Annotated in this window: 20 protein-coding genes; 2 read left to right on the forward strand and 18 right to left on the reverse strand. The window is 66.6% G+C overall.

Features of this window, described 5'->3' with window-relative positions; translation table 11 throughout:
* Positions 1-52: 52 nt before the first annotated feature.
* The 14 genes from BM282_RS07145 to BM282_RS07210 form a co-directional block, all read right to left on the reverse strand.
* Positions 53-1,570, reverse strand: a complete 1,518-nt coding sequence (locus BM282_RS07145; protein WP_089878548.1) for an NADH-quinone oxidoreductase subunit N — start codon at positions 1,568-1,570, stop codon at positions 53-55.
* Entirely contained in the window at positions 1,570-3,099 is a 1,530-nt protein-coding gene (locus BM282_RS07150) for a complex I subunit 4 family protein (protein ID WP_089878551.1), read from the reverse strand. The genes BM282_RS07145 and BM282_RS07150 overlap by 1 nt, the downstream gene beginning before the upstream one ends.
* Positions 3,096-5,117, reverse strand: coding sequence for an NADH-quinone oxidoreductase subunit L (nuoL, locus tag BM282_RS07155; RefSeq protein WP_089878554.1), 2,022 nt, complete (start codon positions 5,115-5,117; stop codon positions 3,096-3,098). The genes BM282_RS07150 and nuoL overlap by 4 nt, the downstream gene beginning before the upstream one ends.
* A gap of 1 nt (position 5,118) precedes the next feature.
* On the reverse strand, positions 5,119-5,421 hold the full coding sequence (nuoK, locus tag BM282_RS07160) for an NADH-quinone oxidoreductase subunit NuoK (RefSeq protein ID WP_089878557.1): 303 nt from the start codon (positions 5,419-5,421) through the stop codon (positions 5,119-5,121).
* The gene (locus BM282_RS07165; RefSeq protein WP_089878560.1) at positions 5,421-5,798 is read right to left on the reverse strand and encodes a proton-conducting membrane transporter; all 378 of its coding nucleotides are present in this window, start codon (positions 5,796-5,798) and stop codon (positions 5,421-5,423) included. The genes nuoK and BM282_RS07165 overlap by 1 nt, the downstream gene beginning before the upstream one ends.
* Entirely contained in the window at positions 5,795-6,055 is a 261-nt protein-coding gene (locus BM282_RS07170) for an NADH-quinone oxidoreductase subunit J (protein ID WP_089878564.1), read from the reverse strand. Before BM282_RS07170 ends, BM282_RS07165 begins: the two co-directional genes overlap by 4 nt.
* Positions 6,056-6,164: 109 nt before the next feature.
* Positions 6,165-6,626: a NuoI/complex I 23 kDa subunit family protein gene (locus BM282_RS07175; RefSeq protein ID WP_089878567.1), complete on the reverse strand. Its 462-nt coding sequence runs from the start codon at positions 6,624-6,626 to the stop codon at positions 6,165-6,167.
* Positions 6,623-7,693 carry a complex I subunit 1/NuoH family protein gene (locus tag BM282_RS07180; protein WP_089878569.1) on the reverse strand — a complete coding sequence of 357 codons (1,071 nt, stop codon included), beginning with the start codon at positions 7,691-7,693 and terminating at the stop codon, positions 6,623-6,625. Before BM282_RS07180 ends, BM282_RS07175 begins: the two co-directional genes overlap by 4 nt.
* Entirely contained in the window at positions 7,690-9,363 is a 1,674-nt protein-coding gene (locus BM282_RS07185) for an NADH-quinone oxidoreductase subunit D (RefSeq protein WP_089878571.1), read from the reverse strand. Before BM282_RS07185 ends, BM282_RS07180 begins: the two co-directional genes overlap by 4 nt.
* Positions 9,360-10,064: an NADH-quinone oxidoreductase subunit B gene (locus BM282_RS07190; RefSeq protein ID WP_089878574.1), complete on the reverse strand. Its 705-nt coding sequence runs from the start codon at positions 10,062-10,064 to the stop codon at positions 9,360-9,362. The genes BM282_RS07185 and BM282_RS07190 overlap by 4 nt, the downstream gene beginning before the upstream one ends.
* On the reverse strand, positions 10,061-10,477 hold the full coding sequence (locus tag BM282_RS07195; protein WP_089878576.1) for an NADH-quinone oxidoreductase subunit A: 417 nt from the start codon (positions 10,475-10,477) through the stop codon (positions 10,061-10,063). The genes BM282_RS07190 and BM282_RS07195 overlap by 4 nt, the downstream gene beginning before the upstream one ends.
* A 144-nt stretch (positions 10,478-10,621) precedes the next feature.
* A complete protein-coding gene (gene purE, locus BM282_RS07200) occupies positions 10,622-11,269 on the reverse strand; it encodes a 5-(carboxyamino)imidazole ribonucleotide mutase (protein ID WP_089878580.1) in 648 nt (215 codons plus the stop codon).
* Positions 11,270-11,288: 19 nt separating this feature from the next.
* Positions 11,289-12,452 (reverse strand): 5-(carboxyamino)imidazole ribonucleotide synthase, encoded by a 1,164-nt coding sequence (locus tag BM282_RS07205; RefSeq protein WP_089878582.1) that lies wholly within the window; start codon positions 12,450-12,452, stop codon positions 11,289-11,291.
* A gap of 90 nt (positions 12,453-12,542) precedes the next feature.
* Positions 12,543-14,414, reverse strand: coding sequence for a flippase activity-associated protein Agl23 (locus tag BM282_RS07210; protein WP_089878585.1), 1,872 nt, complete (start codon positions 14,412-14,414; stop codon positions 12,543-12,545).
* 110 nt (positions 14,415-14,524) lie between these two features.
* Here BM282_RS07210 and ribH point away from each other — a divergent pair, with 110 nt between their 5' ends.
* Together ribH and BM282_RS07220 are read left to right on the forward strand one after the other, a co-directional pair.
* Positions 14,525-14,929 carry a 6,7-dimethyl-8-ribityllumazine synthase gene (gene ribH / locus BM282_RS07215; protein WP_089878588.1) on the forward strand — a complete coding sequence of 135 codons (405 nt, stop codon included), beginning with the start codon at positions 14,525-14,527 and terminating at the stop codon, positions 14,927-14,929.
* Positions 14,926-16,074 carry a pyridoxal phosphate-dependent aminotransferase gene (locus BM282_RS07220; protein ID WP_089878591.1) on the forward strand — a complete coding sequence of 383 codons (1,149 nt, stop codon included), beginning with the start codon at positions 14,926-14,928 and terminating at the stop codon, positions 16,072-16,074. The genes ribH and BM282_RS07220 overlap by 4 nt, the downstream gene beginning before the upstream one ends.
* Before the next feature lie 53 nt (positions 16,075-16,127).
* On the opposite strand, the gene BM282_RS07225 is transcribed toward BM282_RS07220, so the two are convergent.
* The 4 genes from BM282_RS07225 to BM282_RS07240 form a co-directional block, all read right to left on the reverse strand.
* Positions 16,128-16,643, reverse strand: a complete 516-nt coding sequence (locus tag BM282_RS07225) for an SRPBCC family protein (protein ID WP_089878594.1) — start codon at positions 16,641-16,643, stop codon at positions 16,128-16,130.
* 72 nt (positions 16,644-16,715) lie between these two features.
* Positions 16,716-18,077, reverse strand: a complete 1,362-nt coding sequence (locus BM282_RS07230) for a hypothetical protein (RefSeq protein WP_089878597.1) — start codon at positions 18,075-18,077, stop codon at positions 16,716-16,718.
* A complete protein-coding gene (locus tag BM282_RS07235; RefSeq protein ID WP_089878601.1) occupies positions 18,074-19,219 on the reverse strand; it encodes an ABC transporter permease in 1,146 nt (381 codons plus the stop codon). The genes BM282_RS07230 and BM282_RS07235 overlap by 4 nt, the downstream gene beginning before the upstream one ends.
* Entirely contained in the window at positions 19,216-19,938 is a 723-nt protein-coding gene (locus BM282_RS07240; RefSeq protein WP_089879489.1) for an ABC transporter ATP-binding protein, read from the reverse strand. The genes BM282_RS07235 and BM282_RS07240 overlap by 4 nt, the downstream gene beginning before the upstream one ends.
* Between the last annotated feature and the right edge of the window lie 5 nt (positions 19,939-19,943).

Here is a 19,943-nt window from a genome sequence, read left to right on the forward strand (position 1 = left end):
GTCGTCGAACCGAACGCAAAAAATCCGAATCGGAATTCTTCGCCGAAAGCGCTCAGAAGAGCGCCGTGGCGACGGTTTGTGCCGTCTCGATGACGGGCTGGAACGCCGGGAGCAACAGCAGCGTCCCGACGGCGGCGAAGATGACGGCCGTGTAGAGGCCGACGGGCTTCGAGCCGAGTTCCAGCGTCGGAGCGGCGTCTTCTATCCACATCGCCTTCACGACGCGGCTGTAGTAGAACAGCGACAGTGCGCTGTTGACCGCGCCCACGGCGGCGAGCCACCAGAACCCGGCCTCGATGGCCGAGTAGAACAGGACGTACTTCGAGAAGAAGCCGCCGAACGGTGGCAGACCGGCGAGACTGAACATGAAGACGCTCATGGCGACGCACGCCATCGGGGCGCGCGCGCCGAGGCCGTTGTAGTCCTCGAACGTCGTGCCGACGCCCCAGTACTCGACCAGGGCGATGAACAGGAACGCGCCCGTGTTCATGAAGCCGTACACGAGCAGGTGCGCCATCGACGCACCGAGGACGTTGGCGTTCGGTCCGCCGGCGGTGAGCGCGGCGAGGCCGATGAGCGCGTAGCCCGCGTGTCCGATAGAGGAGTACGCGAGCATCCGCTTGACGTTCTCTTGGGTCGCCGCGGCGAAGTTACCGAGCGTCATCGTGACGACGGCAAGCACCTGGAACGCGAGCACCCAGTCGACGCCCGCCGGGAGTTGCCCGAGCGGGAACGCTTCGACGAAGACGCGGAACGCGATGGCGAACCCGGCGGCCTTCGAGGCCGACGAGAGGAACGCCGATATCGGTGCGGGCGCACCCTCGTACGCCTCCGGCGCCCAGAAGTGGAACGGGACGGAGGCCGTCTTGAACGCGAACCCGCCGAGGAGCATCAGTACGCCCATCCCGAGGATGCCGGTCATCCCGTCGGCGTCGCCGAGCGAACTGGCGATGTCCGAGAGGAGCAGCGAACCGGTTGCGGCGTAGACGAGACTGATACCGAACGCGAACACCGCAGACGACAGCGCGCCGATGAGGAAGTACTTCAGCGCCGCCTCGACGCTTCCTCTGTTGTCCTTCAGGTACGCCACGAGCGCGTACGACGGAAGCGAGGCGAGTTCGAGACTGATGAACGCCGTCGCCAGCGAGTTCGACATCGACATGAGCGTCATGCCGGTCGCGGCGAACAGCACGAGCGAGAAGAACTCCGCTTGGTGGCGCTGTTCTGCGACGTAGTCGAGCGACGCGATGCAGACCATCGCGGCGACGATGGTGAAGATGAGCGTGAAGAACAGGCTCATCCCGTCGACGACGAGCGCGTCACCGTACAGCGATATCGCCCCGCCGGTCGCCGCCTGTCCGGTCCCTTCGACGAGGAACCAGCCCGCGACGCCGAACGCGAACAGCGACCCGACCGTCGAGAGGCCGGCCAAGAGGACCGTGTTGTCTGAGTCGGAGTCGATACTGTCGATGACGAAGAGCAGCAGTCCCGTCAGCGCGAGGATGAGCGCCGGCGAAACCGCCGTCCAGTCCGGAAGCGGGCCGCTCTGGAGCGCGAGTGCGCCAGCCATCAGAGCCCACCTCCCGTCTCGAGAATCGGATTAACCGCTTGTTGAATCATCGTGAAGAAGATGTCCGGGTCGACACCGAGGACGATGACGAGCAAGAGGAGCACGGCGAGGGGTGCCACGTCGTGGAACGCCGCCTCCGTGACCTCGTAGTCGCCGTCGAATCGGAACGGCCCGAACAGCGTGCGCTGCATCGCCGACAGCAGGTAGCCGGCGACGATGACGATACCGAACATCGCCGCCGCCGTGAACAGCGGCATCGCGGAGTGGACGGTGGACTGGAACGAGCCCTGGAAGATGAAGAACTCCCCGGCGAAGCCCGCCATCAGCGGCAGTCCCATGTAGCCGAACGCGCCCGCGACGAAGATGCCCGAGGTGACGGGCATCCGGTCGGCGATACCGGACATGTCGCCGAGCATCCGCGTGTGCGTCGTGTTGTAGATGACGCCGACGGCCATGAACATCAGACCGGAGATGAGGCCGTGTGCGATCATCTGGAACGTCGCGCCGCCGACGCCGTACGTCGTGTACGCGACGAGGCCGAGGATGACGTAGCCCATCGAAGACACAGAGGAGTACGCGACGATGCGCTTGAGGTCCTGCTGTGCCAGCGCGAGAATCGCGCCGTAGATGACGCTCAGCACCGCGATGACGGCGATGGGAACGACGAGCGCCTTCGCCACGTCGGGCATCATCGTGAAGTTGAACCGAAGCAGGGCGTACGTCCCCATCTTCAGGAGGACGCCGGCCAGCATCACCGACGCCGGCGTGGGAGCCTCGACGTGAGCGTCCGGCAGCCACGTGTGAAGCGGCACGACGGGCACCTTCACGGCGAATCCGAGGAACATCGCGACGAACGCGACGAGTTTCAGCGCGTCCGCGCTGAGTCCGGCGAAGCTCCCGAGTTGGTCCGCCCTGAGCGCCTGCGCGATTTCGGGCAGGCGCATCGACGACACGGAGTCGCCGAGGCCGAACACGAGCGCGATGAAGCCGATGAACATCACGAGCGACGCGATGTTCGTGTAGACGAAGAACTTGATCGCCGCGTACTTGCGGCGGGGGCCGCCCCAGATACCGATGAGGAAGTACATCGGGACAAGGACGGCCTCCCAGAAGACGAACCAGACGAAGAAGTCGAGCGCCGTGAAGACGCCGAGGAGGTTCGCCTCCATGAACAGCATCAGACCGTAGAACTGCGACTGGCGGACGTCGATGGGCGTCCACGCGCTGACGATAGCCAGCGTCGTGAGAATCGTCGTGAGGACGAGAAGCGGCAGCGAGATGCCGTCGACGCCGACGAACCAGTGGACGTCCAGATTGCCGAGCGACAGCCAGACGAAGTCTGTCTCGAACGCGATGTCTCCGCCGAGGAGCGCGTTACCGCTCGCGTCGTACTGTGCCCACATCAGGAGGCTCCCGACCACGGGGAGCAGACTGAGCGCCGCCGCCAACCGGCCGGCGTACTCGTCGGGGGCGACGAACACGACCAGCGCGGCGGCGAACGTGACCGCCATGAGTGCTTCGATCATCATTGGAACCACCCTCCGAGCAGACCGAACCCGAGAAGCAGCACCGTCAGACCCAGCGTGAGGAGCGCGGCGTAGTTGCTCACGACCCCCGTCTGAATCCGGCGGACGCGACTCCCGGAGAACAGGCTGACGCTGGAGACGCCGTTGACGACGCCGTCGACGACGCCCTGGTCGAACTTGTCCGCGCCGCGCGAGATGGGGCGGACGACGCTGTTCGCCAGCCAGACCTGGTACTCGTCTTGGTAGTAGTTGTTGTACAGCAGCGTCTTGATGCCGCCGAGCTTGTCGGTGTGTTCCGTCGGCTCGGGGACGTTGTACAGGACGTACGCCAGTCCGGCACCGGCGATAGCGAGGCCCAGCGAGACGGCGGCCCCGATGGCCACCGTCGTCGCCTCACCGCCGATGTACGCGGAACTGTACGGGGTGAGTTCCGCGTAGTGGTGGGCGGTCAGGCCGTCGAGGCTCATGTCGAGCCACTGGTGCAGGAAGTCGATGCCCTTGATGCCGAGGAGTTTCTCGACGGGCACCATGTTGACCACACCCGTCGTCGCGGCGAGGACGCCGAGGACGGCGAGCGGTCCTTTGACGTTCCAGCGGACGCCGTGCGGGTCACGGGCCGTCTGCGAACGCGGCTTCCCGTGGAAGGTGAGAAACACCATCCGGAAGGTGTAGAAGCCGGTGAAGAACACGGCGAGGAGGCCCATCGCGTACGCGACGAGCAGAATCGGACTGCCGCCGAGGCCGTGGATGAGCGTCTCGTACAGCACCTCGTCCTTCGACCAGAAGCCGGCGAACGGGAAGATGCCCGCCAGCGCCAGCGACCCGGAGAGGAACGTGTAGTAGGTGACGGGCATCTTCTCTTTGAGCCCGCCCATGTCCCACATGTTCTCGTTGTGGTGCATCGCGATGATGACAGAGCCAGCACCGAGGAACAGGAGCGCCTTGAAGAACGCGTGCGTCATGAGGTGGAACGTCGCGGCGACGTAGCCACCGCCACCCAGCCCCAGCATCATGTAGCCGTACTGGGAGATGGTGGAGTACGCGAGCACCTGCTTGATTTCGCGCTTGACGACGCCCATCGTCGCCGCGAAGAGGGCGGTGAAGCCCCCGATGAGGGCGATGATGGCGAGCGCCGTCGGACTGAGCGCGTAGAAGCCGTACATCCGCGCGACGAGGTAGACACCGGCGGCGACCATCGTCGCGGCGTGGATGAGCGCGGAGACGGGCGTCGGACCCTCCATCGCGTCCGGGAGCCACGTGTGCAGCGGGAACTGCGCGGACTTCCCGACGACGCCACCGAGGACGAGGAGGCCGACGATGGTGAACCACGTCTCTGCCGCGAAGCCGAACGTGTTCACCGACGTTTCACCCGCGAGCGCCTGTTCGGCGAGGTGCGGGAACGATTCGGACCCGGCGAACGCCGCCGTCCCGAACGTCGCGAAGACGGCGACGACGCCGACGAGGAAGAAGTAGTCACCGAAGCGGGTGACGAGGAACGCCTTCTTCGCCGCCGACGGCGGGCCGGGTTCGCGGAACCAGAAGCCGATGAGGAGGTACGAACACAGCCCCACCAGCTCGAAGAACATGAACGCCATGAGCAGGTTGTCGGCGACGACGAACCCGAGCATGGAGGCGGTGAACAGGCCGAGGCCGGCGTAGTAGCGCGGCAGGCCCGTCTCGCCCTCGTCGTTCATGTAGCCGAGGCTGAAGATGTGGACGAGCAGCGCGATGAGCGTCACGATGACGAGCATCAGCGCCGACAGCGGGTCGATGAGGAGGCCGAACTCTAAGGTGACGGCTCCGTCGAGACCCTGCGCCCACGTGTATATCGTTTGATTGTACGTCTGTCCCTGACTGACCGTGAAGAACGTCGCGAGCGAGAGCAGGAACGAGCCTGCCGTCGCGACGATGCCGGCGAACGCGCCGCCCTTGGGCATGCGGTTGCCCACCGCGAGCGCGACGAGGAACGAGACGAACGGCAACAGTACGATCGCCGGAACGAAGTCGAATATTCCTGCCATCTTACCACCTCATCGTCGTCGCGTCGGTGACGTCGACGCCGCCGAAGTTCCGGTACAGCACCATGATGATACCGAGTCCGATCGCGACCTCTGCGGCCGCGAGCGCCATCGTGAACAGCGCGAACGTCTGACCGGTGACGTTCCCCCACACGTAGGAGAACGCGACGAGGTTGATGTTGGCGGCGTTGAGCATCAGCTCGACCGACATCAGGAACAACAGCGCGTTCCGCCGCGTCAGGATGCCGAACAGGCCGATGCAGAAGATGGCCGCGGAGAGCACCAGATAGTACTCCGGTGGAACCATCAGTTCTCACCCTCCGTCTCGTCGGTTTCGGACCCGGTGAGCGTCTGCTTCAGTCGCCGCCCACCGTCCGAGATAAGCCCGCCTTCGGCGGTGCCGGACTCGCGTCGCGCCAGCAGAATGGTCCCGTCGAGCGCGACGTCAAGCGCCACCGCGATGACGATGAAGGCGACGAGGAAGCTCTCCGAGGGTACGTCGCCGAAGTCGAGGTTGAACATCGCGTAGCCGATGCTGGCGGTGATGTTCGCGTCGGCCGGGAAGCCCTGCACCTGCGGGAACGACGCCGTCAGGAACGCCGCCGCCATCACGACGAACAGCGCGACGGCCGCCAGTCCCGGCACGAGATGCGACCCGAGCTTCAGCTGCGGTTTCGTTGTCATGTACTACTCGCCTCCGTATTCGTACGCGTCAGCATCACGGCGAACGTGACCAGAATGAGCACCCCGCCAACGTAGACGAGGATCTGCATCGCGGCGAGAAACTCCGCTTGCAGCATCACGTAGTGCACCGCGACGCTCAAGAGCGCGCCCCCGAGCAGGAGTGCGGAATGCCAGATGTCCCGCACGAGGACGACGCCCAGGCTGCAGCCCACGGTAACGAGGGCGAACAGCGCGAACGCGATGGTTTCATAAACCATTGTGTGTGTCTCCTTGAGGAATCCCTTTGAACATTTCGAGAACGTCCGGGGGCCGAATCGTCGCGAGTCGGCCGAGCGGACGTGCGAACGGTCGGTACAGTGAGTCACCTCACTGGTAGTCGACTTCGCCGTCTCCCTCGCCGATCCACGCGTCGCGGTCGGGTTCGCGGGAGTTCAGCGGGTCGATGTCCTTGTACCACGGGACGTTCTTTAGCTGTTCTTTGTTGTACACGAAGTCGTCTTTCGTGTCGGCGGTGAACTCGAAGTTCTGCGTCAGCAGAATCGCGTCCACGGGACAGACCTCCTCGCAGAGTCGGCAGTAGATGCACTGTCCGATGTGGAGGTTGTACTGTTCGCCGTTTCGCTGGTCGTCCTGAACGATCTGAATCGTGTCGTTCGGACAGACGTTCTCGCACTGACGGCACCAGATACAGCGCTCTTGGCTGAACTTGTGGACCCCGCGGAACCGGGGACTCACTTCGGGTGCGACGTCCGGATACTCGACCGTGAACGTCTGACCGTCCAGTGCGTGCTTCATCGTCGTCGCCATGGATTTGAGCAGTCCGATCATGCTATCACTCCCACGATGATGGCCGTGAGCACCAGGTTCGCGAACGAAAGGACGAGCATGCCCTTCCAGCCCACGTCGAGGAACTGGTCGACGCGGAGACGCGGAATCGCAGAGCGCATCCACTGCGTGAAGAAGTAGAACGCCCATATCTTCGCGACGAACCAGATGAACCCGAGACTCTCCGGGCCGGGTCCGGCCGGGCCGCCGAGGAACAGCGTCGCCGCGATTGCGCCGCCGAGGAAGATGTGGATGAACTCACCGAGGTAGATGAGCACGAACAGGACCGAGGAGTACTCGGTCTGGTATCCGGCGACGATTTCGGTCGGTGCCTCGGGGATGTCGAACGGGTTCCGTCCGACCTCCGCGAGGTTCGCGACGACGAACAGCACGAACGCGAACGGGTTGACGAATGCGAACCACTGCGGAATCGTCACGCCCGCGACGGTGAGAAGCGGTTCGGTCTGCGCGGCGACGATTTCGGACATCTGGAGCGACCCGGTGAAGATGACCACCGACGCCGCCGTGATGATGAGCGGAATCTCGTACGCGAGGTTCGCCGCGATGGCGCGGAGACCGCCGAGCAGCGAGTACTTGTTGTTCGAGGCGTACCCCATCATCACCAGTCCGAGCGAGGCGATGGACGCCGCCGCGAAGGCGAACGCCAGTCCCGTCTCGGGGTCCGCGAGGTGGATGCCGCTTCCCATCGGGATGACGGCGAATCCGAGCAGCGCGGAGAACGGGATGACGATGGGTCCGAGGTCCCACGCGGGACGGTCGACGTGTTCGGGTACGACGAGTTCTTTCGACAGCAGTCGAACCGCGTCGGCCACGATGATGAGCAGACCGAACGGTCCGATGCGGTTGACCGCGATACGGTCCGTGAACGCGGCGGTAATCTTCCGTTTGGCCCACGGTCCGGCGACGGCCGTCTGGACCAACAGGAGGTTCGCGATGAGGAAGGCACCGAGCAGTCCGCCCACGACGTCACCGAGGACGCCGGAGAGACCCAGCAGGTTCGCGATGCGTTCCGGCAACAACACCGTATCAGACTGCAGTGGCGCCGTCATCGGTCGACCTCACCGAGAACGATGTCGAGGCTGCCGAGCGACGCGATCATGTCCGGGATGTACTCGCCCTGCGACATCTCCGCCAGCGTCTGCAGGTTCGAGAAGCACGGGCTCCGAATCTTGAAGCGACCGGGCTTGTCGGTGCCGTCCGCGCGGATGTAGATGCCGAGTTCGCCCTTGGCGGCCTCGACGGCGCGGTAGATTTCGGTGTCGTCCTCCGGGCGGAGGGTCCGCGGCACGTTCGACTGGATGGTCCGTTCGTCTTCGGGCCAGTCCTCCAGCAGGTCGACGCACTGCTGGATGATCTTCGCGGACTCCTCGACTTCGCGCATGCGGCAGAGGAGGCGACTGTAGTTGTCACAGCCGTCTTCGACGACGACGTCCCAGTCGAGTTCGTCGTAGTAGCCGTACGGGTCGTCGCGGCGCAGGTCGTAGTCGATGCCCGAGGCGCGCGCGACCGGTCCGGTCGCACCGTAGGACTTCGCGACTTCCGGGGGCAGAACGCCCGTGTCGATGGTGCGGACCTGCAGAATCTCGTTCGAGGAGATGAGGTCGTGGTACTCCTCCAGCGTGCCCGGCAGGTCGTCGAGGAAGTCGCGAATCTTCTCGAAGAACTCGTCGCGGGGTTCCGGGAGGTCCCAGACGACGCCGCCGAGGCGGAAGTAGTTGAACATCATCCGCTGACCGGTGAGGTCTTCGAGGATGTTCTGCACGATTTCGCGGTCCCGCATCGCGTACATGAAGATGGCCGTGAAGTCGCCGTAGACGTCGAGGGCGAACGTTCCGACCGCCAGCATGTGCGAGGCGATGCGACAGAGTTCCGCGCCCATCGTCCGGATGATCTGCGCGTACTCGGGAACCTCGATGTCGTTGAGGTCCTCCGCCGCGCGTGCGTAGGCCCACTCGTTGAGGAGGCCGGACGACGCGTAGTCCCACCGGTCGGGGTACGGCATGATCTGGTGGCGGTACGTCTTCGTCTGGCACATCTGCTCCTCGCAGCGGTGGAGGTAGCCGATGTCGGGTTCCACGTCGGCGACCTGTTCGCCGTCGAGGACCGTCTTCACGTGGAGGACGCCGTGGGTCGCGGGGTGGTGCGGACCGATGTTGAGGTACATCGTGTCGCCCTCGTTCTCCCGGTGGTCGTCGGCGAGGGGGTTCTCCCACTCCTTGAGCGTCACGACCTGCGGGCGGTCCTGGTCGTAGTCCAGCGACATGGGGTGTCCCTGCCACGTGTCGGGGAGGAGAATCCGCTTCAGGTCGGGATGCTCCTCGTAGTCGATGCCGACGAGGTCGTACGCCTCGCGTTCGTGCCAGTCGGCCGTGCGGAACACCGCGTCGGCGGACTGACTGCGGGGGTCGTCCTTCGCCGCGGGGACGACGACGCTCGCTTCGCGCGTGCGGTCGTCGTAACTCGTGAGGTGGTAGATGGACTCGTACCGGTCCTCGTACTCTTCGGCGGTGACGCACGAGAGGTGGTCGAATCCGGCCTCGTCGCGCAGACGGGACAGCGTCTCCTGGACGGTGTCCGGGCGGATGACGAACCCGGGTGCGTTGACGTGCTCTTCCCGCGAGACGACGAGGTCACCGAGGAGGTCGGCGATTTCGTCGCCGGTCGTCGGCTTCGTCGCTACCGCGTCGGTTCCCTGGTCGCGTGGTTCTTCGAGGCTCATGGCGAATCAGCCCAGTTGTAGCGCATGACGAGGTCGTCCTCGTCGATTCGGTCTGCGAGGTGGTTCACGAGTTCGTCCTGGCTGAGGTCGCCGAACTGTTCGAGTTCGTACGGCTTGACCGTCACCGGACTGGACTCGCCCTCGGCGATACGCTCTTGGAGTTTCGCGATGCCGTAGACGAGGGCCTCGGGTCGCGGGGGGCACCCGGGGATGTGGATGTCCACGGGGATGACCTCCTCTGCGCCCTTGATGACGTTGTAGCCCTCCTGGAAGGGACCGCCCGAGATGGTGCACGACCCCATCCCGACGACGAACTTCGGCTCCGGCATCTGGTCGTAGACGCGCTTCATGCGCGGGGCGAACTTCGAGACGATGGTTCCCGGAACGATGATGACGTCCGCCTGCCGCGGCGACGCGCGGGGGACCCCGGCACCGAATCGGTCGAGGTCGTGCTTGATGGCGTACGTGTGCATCATCTCGATGCTGCAGCAGGCGATACCGAACTGCAGCATGAACATCGAGGACCCGCGGACCCAGTTCATGAACTTGTCGAACTTCGTGAGGATGAACGGCGAGGAGCCGAACGCCTCGCGAAGTTTGGAGTTGAACCGGTTGTCTGCGCCCGTCATTCGGGCGTCGCGTGTCTCGGTCTGTACCTGCGTGTCGTCCGTGACGAAAGGTTGGTTCTGGTCGCTACTCATGCGTCTTGTCTCTCTGTCTTCCGACGCTTCGCCAGCGGGCTTTTGACCCACTCGACGGCGCCGTTGCGCCACGCCCAGACGAGACCGACGACCAGCACGCCGATGAAAACGAGCATCGGCAGCAGTACGGTCGCCAGACTCGCGCCCTGGCTCAACGCGGAGCGGTAGATGACCGTCCACGGGAAGATGAGGACGGTCTCGATGTCGAACACGACGAACAGCAGCGCGACCATGTAGTATTGGATATTAAACTGGACGCGAGCCGAACCCGTCGGTATCTCACCGCTCTCGTACGTAGCGCTCTTTCCTTGCTCCGGCACGCTCGGCCGCAGAATCGCCGAAGCCGCCATCATCCCCAGCGGGATGCCGACTGCGACGAGGGCCAACGCACCGATTGCGATCCATTCACTCATTCCGTAGTCTCCCTGACGTCCGCAGGTTAGAAGCGGCCCCCTATAAGCGTTGATTTGTGTGCGTCCGGCGGTTTCGACGGGTAACTAACCGGAAATCACGGAAGACGACAAAATTCTCGTCGCACGGACTGCCGACCGAACTAACTACTCCTCGCGCGAGGCGACGTACCCCGCCACACCGAGGTCGTGGAGGTCCCGCGAGTCGCGGGCGACGCCGCCGGTCAGCGAGTCGTGATACTCGAGTAGTCGCTCCTCCAACACGTCGTGTTCGCGCGCGAGCATCTGGACCGCCGAGAGGGCGGCGTTGAACGACTTGCCCGCGTCGACGGCGACGATTGGCGCGCCGGTCGGCATCCCGATGACCGAGTCGACGGACTTCTCCTGGACGGGGATACCGACGACGGGGAGCGGATACGCGATGGAAGCGGTCATGTTCGGCAGGTCGGCGGATTTCCCGCCCGCGCCGGCGAGAATCACGTCCAGACCTCGGGCGGCGGCCGTCTTCCCGTAGGCGTACATCAGGTCGGGCGTCCGGTGCGCGGAGACGACGTACGTCTCGTAGGTGAAGCGAGCCTCGGGCGCGTCGAAGAAGTCGGTCTGTTCGGCGAAGCCGAGTTCGTCGAGGGCCTCGTGCGCGCCGCGCATCACGTCGAGGTCGGAGTCCGACCCCATGATGACGCCGACGTCGGGCGTCGTCTCGGGGTCCGCGTCGGCGTCGGCCTCCCGGTGTAGGCGGTCGATAAGCGATTCGACGGTCACGTCGTCTGCGGTCGTGGTGGTGTCGTCTGTCATGGCGTGGTCGGTCTGCGTCTCACTCGAACGTCAGGCCGTCGCGCAGGTCGCGCGCACGGGTCAACAGTCGTTCGCCGGCGTCTTCGTCGGCTTCCCCGCTCTCGTCGGTCACGGTCAGGTGGCCCATCTTCCGCAGGGGCCGCACCTCGTCTTTCCCGTACCAGTGAAGCGACGCGCCGTCGGCCGCGAGGACCGACTCCACCGACCCGAGTCGGGCCGGGCGCGCCTCGTCGACGGTTCCGAGGACGTTCGCCATCACGGTCGGAGAGCGACGAGCGGTCGAACCGAGCGGCCACCCGAGGACGGCGCGGACGTGTTGCTCGAACTGCGAGGTGCGCGCGCCCTCGATGGTCCAGTGGCCCGAGTTGTGCGGGCGCGGCGCTATCTCGTTCACCGAGATGTCGCCGTCGGGCGTCTCGAACAACTCGATGCCGAACACGCCGCGGCCGTCGAGAACCGAGAGCACGTCGCGGGCCACCTCGTCGGCGCGTTCGAGAACCTCGTCGGTCGTCCGCGCGGGAACGACCGTCTCGCGGAGAATTTCCTCTTCGTGGATGTTCTCGCCGACGGGGAACGTGCGCACCTCGTCGTCGCCCTGTACCGCGATGACGGAGAGTTCTCGCTCGAAGTCGACGAACGCCTCGGCCATCGCGGGGCCGCCGACGGCGTCTATCGCGTCTTCGACGTCGCTCTCGTCGTGGACGGGGACGTTCCCCCGGCCGTCGTAGCCGCCGGTCCGGGCCTTCAGCATCACCGACCCGAACTCCGAGAGCGCCTCGCGCAGGTCGTCGGCGTCGTCGACGCGGTGGAACGGCGGGACGGGGACGCCCGCGTCGGCGAGAGCGCGCTTCTGGACGAGTTTGTCCTCGATGAGAGACAGCGTCTCGGGCGAGGGGTGGACCGAGAGGCCGAACTCGTCGGCCACCTCGTCCAACAGGTCGGCGTCGGCGAGTTCTATCTCGAACGTCAGCGCGTCCACGCGGGAGGCAAGTTCGCGGAACGCCGCCTCGTCGTCGAAGTCGCCGACGACTTGGTCGCGGACGACGGGCGCGGCGGGGCAGTCCGGAGTCGGGTCGAGGACGATAACCTCGACGCCGAGTGGCGCGGCCGCCTCGGCGAGCATCCGCCCGAGTTGGCCGCCGCCGACGACGCCGAGTGTGGGGCCGGGAACGGTGACAGTCACGGTCGGTCGGTTGTGGAGGTTACTGCATAAACGTTACCGAACTCGGCAAGAGAATAGGCACGAACGTGTATCGATGCGCTCGGGGCGCGGTCACTCGGCCGTCGCGTTCGCCGAGACGCCGGCCGCGTCGAGGGCGTCTCGGTCGACGAACACGACGACGTGTTCGCTCCTGAGCCGCCAGTCGTGTTCGTAGGCGACGTAGCCGTCGAGGTGTGCTTCGGCCTCCTCACGGCTGAACTCCCGAGTGATGACCACCGGCGGCGCGTCCGCGAGGGCCTCCCCCGCGGGCGTCTCGGGCGACGTACTCGCCGTCTGCATTCCGTACAGTTCGGTGTACCACGGGAGCGGGAGTCGGTCGTGCCAGTGCGTCCCGCCCGGCGGCGGCGGCGTCAGCATCTCGGACTCGTCTCGCACCCAGAACACCTCCCTGTCGGGGTCGTTCGGCGCGGGCCGCGCGAAGTACAGCACGTCCGTCCCCTCGTTGTTCTCGGCGACGGCGCTCGCTAGCTGCATCGTCTCTTTCAGGTCGTTCTCGGGTTGCGCCCACTGCAGGACCTGTCTGTCCTCGTTCGAGGTGGAGTTGAAGTACTCCACGTTGGCGACGGCGACGCCGCCGAACGAGGCGAGGACGACGAGCGCGGCCAGTCCGACGCTCACCGCGTCGTCCGACGAGAGGGCGTCGCGCGCGGACTCGAAGACGAACGCGACGCCGACGGCGGCGGGGATGGCGAGCGGGAGGACGACGTGGACGGCCGCCCACGGCGCTTGGATGTCCGTGGCGATGGGGTAGCCGGCGAGCGATGCCAGTCCCCAGTACGTCGCGAACGCGACGAGTTCGCGGTACGTTCCGCCCGTCTGGAAGCCGTAGCGGTCGACGACGACGCCGACGAGCGTGAAGCCGAGGACGGCGGGCGCGCCGTACACCAGCGTCTCCAGCATGTCGTGGAGGTACGGCAGGTAGGCGTGGTCCTGGTGGCTCCCGCCCGCCCACGTGTCGAGGAATCGCTCGAACGCGCCGACCGACCCCGCTTCGAGGACGCCCGGCAGTCGACTCGGGTCGCCCAGCGCCTGCCAGAGGTCCGGGCGCGGCGCGTAGAAGAAGACGAAGACGGCGAGGAAGACGACCATCGACCCGAGTATCGTTCCGCCGACGCGAAGCGCGCCGTCGCGGGGCGTCTCACCGTGGTTCCGGACGCGACGGCGGACGGCGGCGGGCCACGCGCCGAAGACGACGCGGCTCGCACCCTCGCCGCGGGCCGTCGCTTTCAGCAGTCGGTGGTCCAAGAGGAGCGCACCCGCGCCGAGGAAACAGAGCACGTAGACGAGGGCGTTCTCTTTCGCGGTGAACCCGAGCGCCAGCGACGCCGCCGCGGGGAACGCGTAGCGGAGCTTTCCGGTGTCGAACCCCCGGACGACGAACCCGAGACAGAACAGCGCGAACGCGGCGACGAGCACGTCGTTGCGCATGAAGCGCGAGTAGTAGACGAGGAGCGGATTCAGCGCGAGGATACCGGCGAACGCCAGCACCTCGACGTTCGACAGTCGCTCGCGGAACAGCCACGCGCCGAGGGGGAGAAGGCCGCCGACGAGCGCGACGGGGAAGCGCGCGAGGAAGTCCGAGGCGGGGGCGAGCGCGAACAGCCAGTCGTTGACGATGGGGAGGAACGGCCCGTGGACGATGGGGCGATAGACGTGGTAGCCCGAGTCGTGGTAGCGGAGTATCCAGTAGCCGACGCGGCCCTCGTCCCAGTGGAAGATGCGGCCACCGAGGTCGACGAGTCGAATCCCGAGCGCGAGGACGGAGATGGCGAGGACGCCGAGGAGGGCGCGACTGTGGGCGACGGTCGTGCGCGCGTCGGTCCGCGTCGCGTCCGTCTCCGCGCCCGTCCCGGCGACGGAGTCCGCCGCGGGCGACGTGGAGGAGGACGCAGACGACTCCGACGCGACGTCGTCCGAACTCATTGTGACTCTCATCGCCCCCCGGAGGTTACAACTCTTTTGCTCTCTGCTCTCTCGCGGCCGGAACTGCGCGTGTCGGTAGTTCTTTTATCAGCGCGGGGAACCGAACCGACATGGTTACGCTCGGACTGGTGGTCGCGGAGTTCAACTCCTCGGTCACCTCGCAGATGGAGGACGCCGCCCGCGACGCGGCGGCAGAACGCGACGCCGACGTGGTAGACGTACTTCGCGTCCCCGGCGTCTACGACTCGCCGCTGGCCGCGGACCGACTCGCCCGCCGGAGAGACGTGCAGGCCGTCGCCGTCGTCGGCGCTATCGTCACCGGCGACACGGAGCACGACCGAGTCATCGCCGACGCGACGGCGCAGTCGCTCACCGACGTCAGTCTCGACCGGGACGTTCCGGTCACGTTCGGGGTTTCGGGGCCAGGGCAGAGTGGGGCGGAGGCGAGAGAGCGCGTCGGGAAAGGTGCGGAAGCGGTAAACGCCGCGGTCGATATGGTGGAGGTGTTAGCATGAGTTTCGACTTTGCCGCCCGCGTAGAGCGGGTCGAACCCAGCGCGACGCTCGCCATCAGCAACAAGGCGGGCGAACTCGAAGCACAGGGCGTAGACGTCGTCGACCTCTCGGTCGGCGAACCCGACTTCCCGACGCCGGAGAACGTCGTCGAGGCCGGAAAGGAGGCGATGGACGCCGGACACACCGGCTACACCTCCTCGAACGGCATCCGCGAACTCCGCGAGGCCATCGCGGAGAAACTCCGAGGCGACGGCATCGACGCCGAGGCCGACGAGGTCATCGTCACGCCGGGCGGCAAGCAAGCGCTGTTCGAGACGTTCCAGTCCCTGATAGACGACGGCGACGAAGTCGTCCTCTTGGACCCCGCGTGGGTGTCCTACGAGGCGATGGTGAAACTCGCCGGGGGCTCTTTGAACCGCGTGGACCTCGCGCCGTACGACTTCCAACTCGAACCCGCGCTGGACGACCTGACCGAGGCCGTCTCCGACGACACCGAACTGCTCGTCGTCAACTCGCCGTCGAACCCGACGGGCGCGGTGTACTCCGACGACGCCCTCGAAGGCGTCCGTGACCTCGCGGTCGAACACGACGTCACCGTCATCTCCGACGAGATTTACGAACAGATAACGTACGGCGTCGAACAGACCAGTCTCGGCTCCGTCGAGGGGATGGAAGACCGCACGGTCACCATCAACGGCTTCTCGAAGGCGTACTCGATGACCGGGTGGCGTCTCGGCTACCTCCACGCGCCCGAGGAACTCGTCTCGCAGGCGGCGAAACTCCACTCGCACTCGGTCTCCTGTGCGGTCAACTTCGTCCAACGCGCGGGCGTCGAGGCCATCACGAACACCGACAACGCCGTCACCGAGATGCGCGACGCGTTCCGCGAACGCCGCGACATGCTCGCGGACCTCTTCGCCGAACACGACCTGGACGTGCCCGTCGGCGACGGCGCGTTCTACATGATGCTCCCCGTCGACGACGACGACACCTCGTGGTGCGAGGCGGCCATCGAGGACGCCCACGTCGCCACCGTCCCCGGGTCGGCGTTCGGGTCGCCCGGCTACGCCCGCATCTCCTACGCCGCGAGCGAGGAACGACTCCGCGAGGCCGTCGACCGACTCGCCGAACACGACCTCATCTGAGGTCGACCGCGTCGTCCGAGCGACGACGCCTCGCGCACGATTTCTTCACCGGTTCACGCCGACGGGGCCGCCTCCGAGTCCGTCTCCGATTGCGACGCCGACTGGCGTTCCGTCTCCGACTCGACGAGACGCTTCAGTTCGCCGAGTTCCGCGCCGAGACGCCGCGCCATCAGCCACCGCATCACCGGTCTGAACACCGTGAACATCACGGTCGTGAACCGACCGTCCGACCCCGTCTCGATGGTGTTCGTCACGAGCGTCCGGTCGCCGTCCGCCGCGAACGTCGTCTCGCCCTCGAACGCGAACGGCCCCTCTTCGGCGCGCATCGCGACGCGGTTCGGTCGGTCGAACGCCGTCAGTTCCACGCGCATGGGCGTCGTCCGCCCGCCGTAGGTGTAGTCGTACTCGTACACGTCGCCGACAGCGTCGCCAGCCCCCGAGACGAGTCGCGTCCCGGAGACGCCGACGACCCAGTCGTCCATCCGCGCGGGGTCTGCCGCGTGGTCGAACACCGTCTTCACGTCCCGGTCGATGGTCGTCGTCGCCGACGCTCGGATGCTGGATGTCATACGGGAGAGAACGTCGTCTCAGGGCTTATACTCGGACCTCGGGTCGAAAGTGAAGTCCGCGTTCGAGCGGACTCAGGGCGTCCAGACGACCAGTTCGCTCCCGACGCCGGCGGCGACGTGCGCGTCGTCGCCGACGGCCACGCCGGAGACGTTGCTCGTCAGTTCCCCGCCGAGTGCGAGCGTCGCCGTCCGTTCGACGCCGTCGTCGCGGCGGCGGAGCGAGAACAGTCGTTCGCGCGCGTCGTCGGGGACGAGGAGACACCAGTCGCCGTCGGCGAAGCGCCCGCCGAGGGCGGCGTCGAGGTTCCGACTCCCGATGGTGTGCGTCGCGTAGTTCCCCGCCGACTCGGCGACGAGTGCGAGTCGCCCGTCGTCGGTGGCGCGGTAGAACTCCGCGACGCCGCCGATGTGAGGCGTCTTCACGACCGCTATCTCGACGTCGCCGTCCGGCCCGAACGGCGCGACGGCGAGGGGGTGTCGCCAGCGATAGCCGGACCCGACGGCCGGGGCGACGTAGTGCGACCCCGACCCGTCGAACGCGACGACGCGCGCGCCGTCGGTGCCGTCGCTGGCCGTCGTGACGTACTCGCCGTCGCCGTCGCCGTCCACGTCGGCGGCGATGGGCGCGATTCCCTCCAAGACCGTCCCCTCGGGGGCCGCAAAGCGGGCGCGTCGCTCGCCGTCCGTCGAGACCACCGAGAGCGACGTCGCCTCGACCGCGTCGCCGAGGACGCCGTGGTCGTACGACTCCGTGGGGTCCGTGAGGACAGCGACGGTCCCCGCGGCGGCGACGGGTCGCGCGTCCGGAATCGGGTTCGCGTCCGCCCGGACAACGTCGTCGCCGCAGCCGAATGCGAGCGACCCACCGTCGGTCACCGTCGCCACCGTGTCGCCGACGGCGACGGGATGAGTGTGCGCCGCCGTCTCCGGGTGGGTGAGCAACGAGAGTTCACCGGCCCTCGCCTCGGCGGCGACCGGAAGCGTCCCGTCCAGTCGGTCGGGTGAGACGGAGACGCGAGACACCGCGTCGTCGACGCGAACGCCTTCGACGGTGCCGTCTTCGAGGCGGACGGCCCACACCGACGCGTCGCCGTCGAGGGACGGAAGCCCGACGACCCACGCGGGCCGCGCGTCGAACTCGACGCGGTGCTCGACGGCCGTCGAGAGGTCTACCTCGCCGGCGACGACGCGGTTGCCCGACGCGCGGACGTGCGGGTAGCCCTGCGGCGAGTCGTCCGCGACATCCACCGTCCCCGCCGAGTCACCCGACTCGGTCGTCTCCGACTCGCCCGTCTCCGAGGAAGCGTCGCGGTCGGTGCCGCCGTCGGTCCGGGCCGTCGCGTCGTCGGTTCGGGCGGCGTCCAGACACCCCGCGACGGAGACGGAACCGACGCCGAGCGACGCCAAGAACGCCCGACGGCCGTGCGCTCTCACTTCCGCAACGCCTCCACGGGTCGCTCCGTCGCGGCTTTCCACGCGGGGTACAGTCCGCTCAGCACGCTGGTGACGATACCGAAGACGACCGCGAGTCCGATGTAGAGGAGGTTCGCGGGCGCGAACGTCAACCACGGGTCGGAGATGACGACCTGATTGAGGACGAGACCCGCGAGAACCGCGAGAACCGCGCCGAAGAACCCGCCGACGAGGCCCAACAGTCCGGCCTCGGCGAGAATCATGCGCACGACGTCGAGTTTCTGCACGCCGACGGCGCGGAGGACGCCGATTTCCTGTCGCCGTTCGATGGTACTCATCAGCATGACGTTCAGGATGCTGACGCCCGCGACGACGAGCGATATCGAGCCGATACCGACGAGGAAGGCGTTGAGGATGCCGAAGAACTGGTTGATTCCCTCGGTTATCGACCCCAACTCGAACACCGACACCTTCTCCTCTCGGTCGTTCAGTTCCTCGCGGACGGCCATCGCCGTCTCGTTGGCGGCCGTCCCCGTCGGCGACTTCACGACCACCTGCGAGTAGCCGCGTTCGTCGAACGACTCCATCGGGACGACGACGGCGCTGTTCGGACTCAGAAGCGAGATGCCGTTCTCCTCTTCGAGGACGCCGACGACCCGGAACGACTGGTTGTCGAGCGTGATGCGGTTGCCCGGTTCGATATCCAGTTGCTCCGCCAGCGTCGCGCCGACGAGCGCGCCCTGCCGGAGTCTGTCGGGAACCCGCCCGTCCGTCGCCTCGTAGAGCGCACCCGGGTTCTCGATGCCGTACACCGTCGTTATCCGCCTGTCCTTCCCCCGTGTGAGCGTTCCGCTCCGCTGTCTCACGGGCACGACCACCCCCTCGTCGGTGACGCGCCGGATGTCGGCGACGTCCCGGTCAGTCAGTCGGTCGAACCCCGCTTCCGGGTTCGGCGTGATGCTTATCTCGTTGCCGATGTCGCCGAGTTGCTCGGACGCGCCCGTCCGGAGCGTCGTCCCGAACATCCCCAGCGAGGCGATGGCGAGGACGCCGATGATGATGCCGAGCGCGGCCAGCGCCGACCGAAGGCGGTTCCGCGAGAGGTTCCGGCGCGCCATGACGAGGGCGGGGACGCGGCGGTAGAGTCTGTCGAGGAGGCTCACGTGCCGAACTCCTCCGTCGTCTCCGGTTCCGTCCCCGCGTCGGCCTCCGCACCCTCTTCGGTCAGGACGCCGTCGACGAGGTTCACGACCCTGTCGGCGTACTGACGCAGTTGGTCGTCGTGGGTGACGGCGATGACGGCCACGTCCTCTTCGGTCTTCAGTTCGGTGAACAGTTCGAGCACGTCGCGTCCGGTCTTCCTATCGAGGTTTCCGGTGGGTTCGTCCGCGAGGACGATTCGCGGTTCGTTGACGAGGGCGCGGGCGATGGCGACGCGCTGTTTCTGGCCGCCGGAGAGTTGGTCCGGGCGGTGGTCGAGTCTGTCGCCGAGGCCGACGCGTTCGAGCAGCCGGGTCGCGCGTTCGCGGGCCGTCGGGTCCGTCCCGAACAGCGTCGGCACCTCGACGTTCTCCGTCGCCGACAGCGTCGGGATGAGAAAGAAGTTCTGGAAGACGAAGCCGATGGCGCGCTTTCGCTGCGTCGTCATCTCCTCGTCGGTCAGGTCGGTCACGTCCCGGCCGTCCAGTCGGACGACGCCCTCGGAGGGGACGTCCAGGAGGCCGAGGACGTTCAGCATCGTGGACTTCCCGCTCCCGGACGGCCCCATGATGGCGACGAACTCGCCGGGTTCGGCCGCGAAGTTCACGTCCTTCAGGGCCTCCACCGTCTCGGTTCCGCTCTCGTAGCGCTTCCACACGCCTTCGAGTTCGATGATGGGCATCGTGG

Source organism: Halogeometricum limi, from assembly GCF_900115785.1.
Taxonomy (GTDB): Archaea; Halobacteriota; Halobacteria; order Halobacteriales; family Haloferacaceae; genus Halogeometricum; species Halogeometricum limi.

Coding starts and splice junctions, on each gene's coding strand:
- BM282_RS07225 (WP_089878594.1), bottom strand. CDS start 16,643: ATGACATCCAGCATCCGAGCGTCGGCGACGACGACCATCGACCGGGAC.
- BM282_RS07210 (WP_089878585.1), bottom strand. CDS start 14,414: ATGAGTTCGGACGACGTCGCGTCGGAGTCGTCTGCGTCCTCCTCCACG.
- BM282_RS07175 (WP_089878567.1), bottom strand. CDS start 6,626: ATGATCGGACTGCTCAAATCCATGGCGACGACGATGAAGCACGCACTG.
- BM282_RS07185 (WP_089878571.1), bottom strand. CDS start 9,363: ATGAGCCTCGAAGAACCACGCGACCAGGGAACCGACGCGGTAGCGACG.
- BM282_RS07190 (WP_089878574.1), bottom strand. CDS start 10,064: ATGAGTAGCGACCAGAACCAACCTTTCGTCACGGACGACACGCAGGTA.
- BM282_RS07195 (WP_089878576.1), bottom strand. CDS start 10,477: ATGAGTGAATGGATCGCAATCGGTGCGTTGGCCCTCGTCGCAGTCGGC.
- purE (WP_089878580.1), bottom strand. CDS start 11,269: ATGACAGACGACACCACCACGACCGCAGACGACGTGACCGTCGAATCG.
- BM282_RS07165 (WP_089878560.1), bottom strand. CDS start 5,798: ATGACAACGAAACCGCAGCTGAAGCTCGGGTCGCATCTCGTGCCGGGA.
- BM282_RS07150 (WP_089878551.1), bottom strand. CDS start 3,099: ATGATGATCGAAGCACTCATGGCGGTCACGTTCGCCGCCGCGCTGGTC.
- BM282_RS07180 (WP_089878569.1), bottom strand. CDS start 7,693: ATGACGGCGCCACTGCAGTCTGATACGGTGTTGTTGCCGGAACGCATC.
- nuoL (WP_089878554.1), bottom strand. CDS start 5,117: ATGGCAGGAATATTCGACTTCGTTCCGGCGATCGTACTGTTGCCGTTC.
- ribH (WP_089878588.1), top strand. CDS start 14,525: ATGGTTACGCTCGGACTGGTGGTCGCGGAGTTCAACTCCTCGGTCACC.
- BM282_RS07145 (WP_089878548.1), bottom strand. CDS start 1,570: ATGGCTGGCGCACTCGCGCTCCAGAGCGGCCCGCTTCCGGACTGGACG.
- BM282_RS07170 (WP_089878564.1), bottom strand. CDS start 6,055: ATGGTTTATGAAACCATCGCGTTCGCGCTGTTCGCCCTCGTTACCGTG.
- BM282_RS07240 (WP_089879489.1), bottom strand. CDS start 19,938: ATGCCCATCATCGAACTCGAAGGCGTGTGGAAGCGCTACGAGAGCGGA.
- BM282_RS07220 (WP_089878591.1), top strand. CDS start 14,926: ATGAGTTTCGACTTTGCCGCCCGCGTAGAGCGGGTCGAACCCAGCGCG.
- nuoK (WP_089878557.1), bottom strand. CDS start 5,421: ATGGTTCCACCGGAGTACTATCTGGTGCTCTCCGCGGCCATCTTCTGC.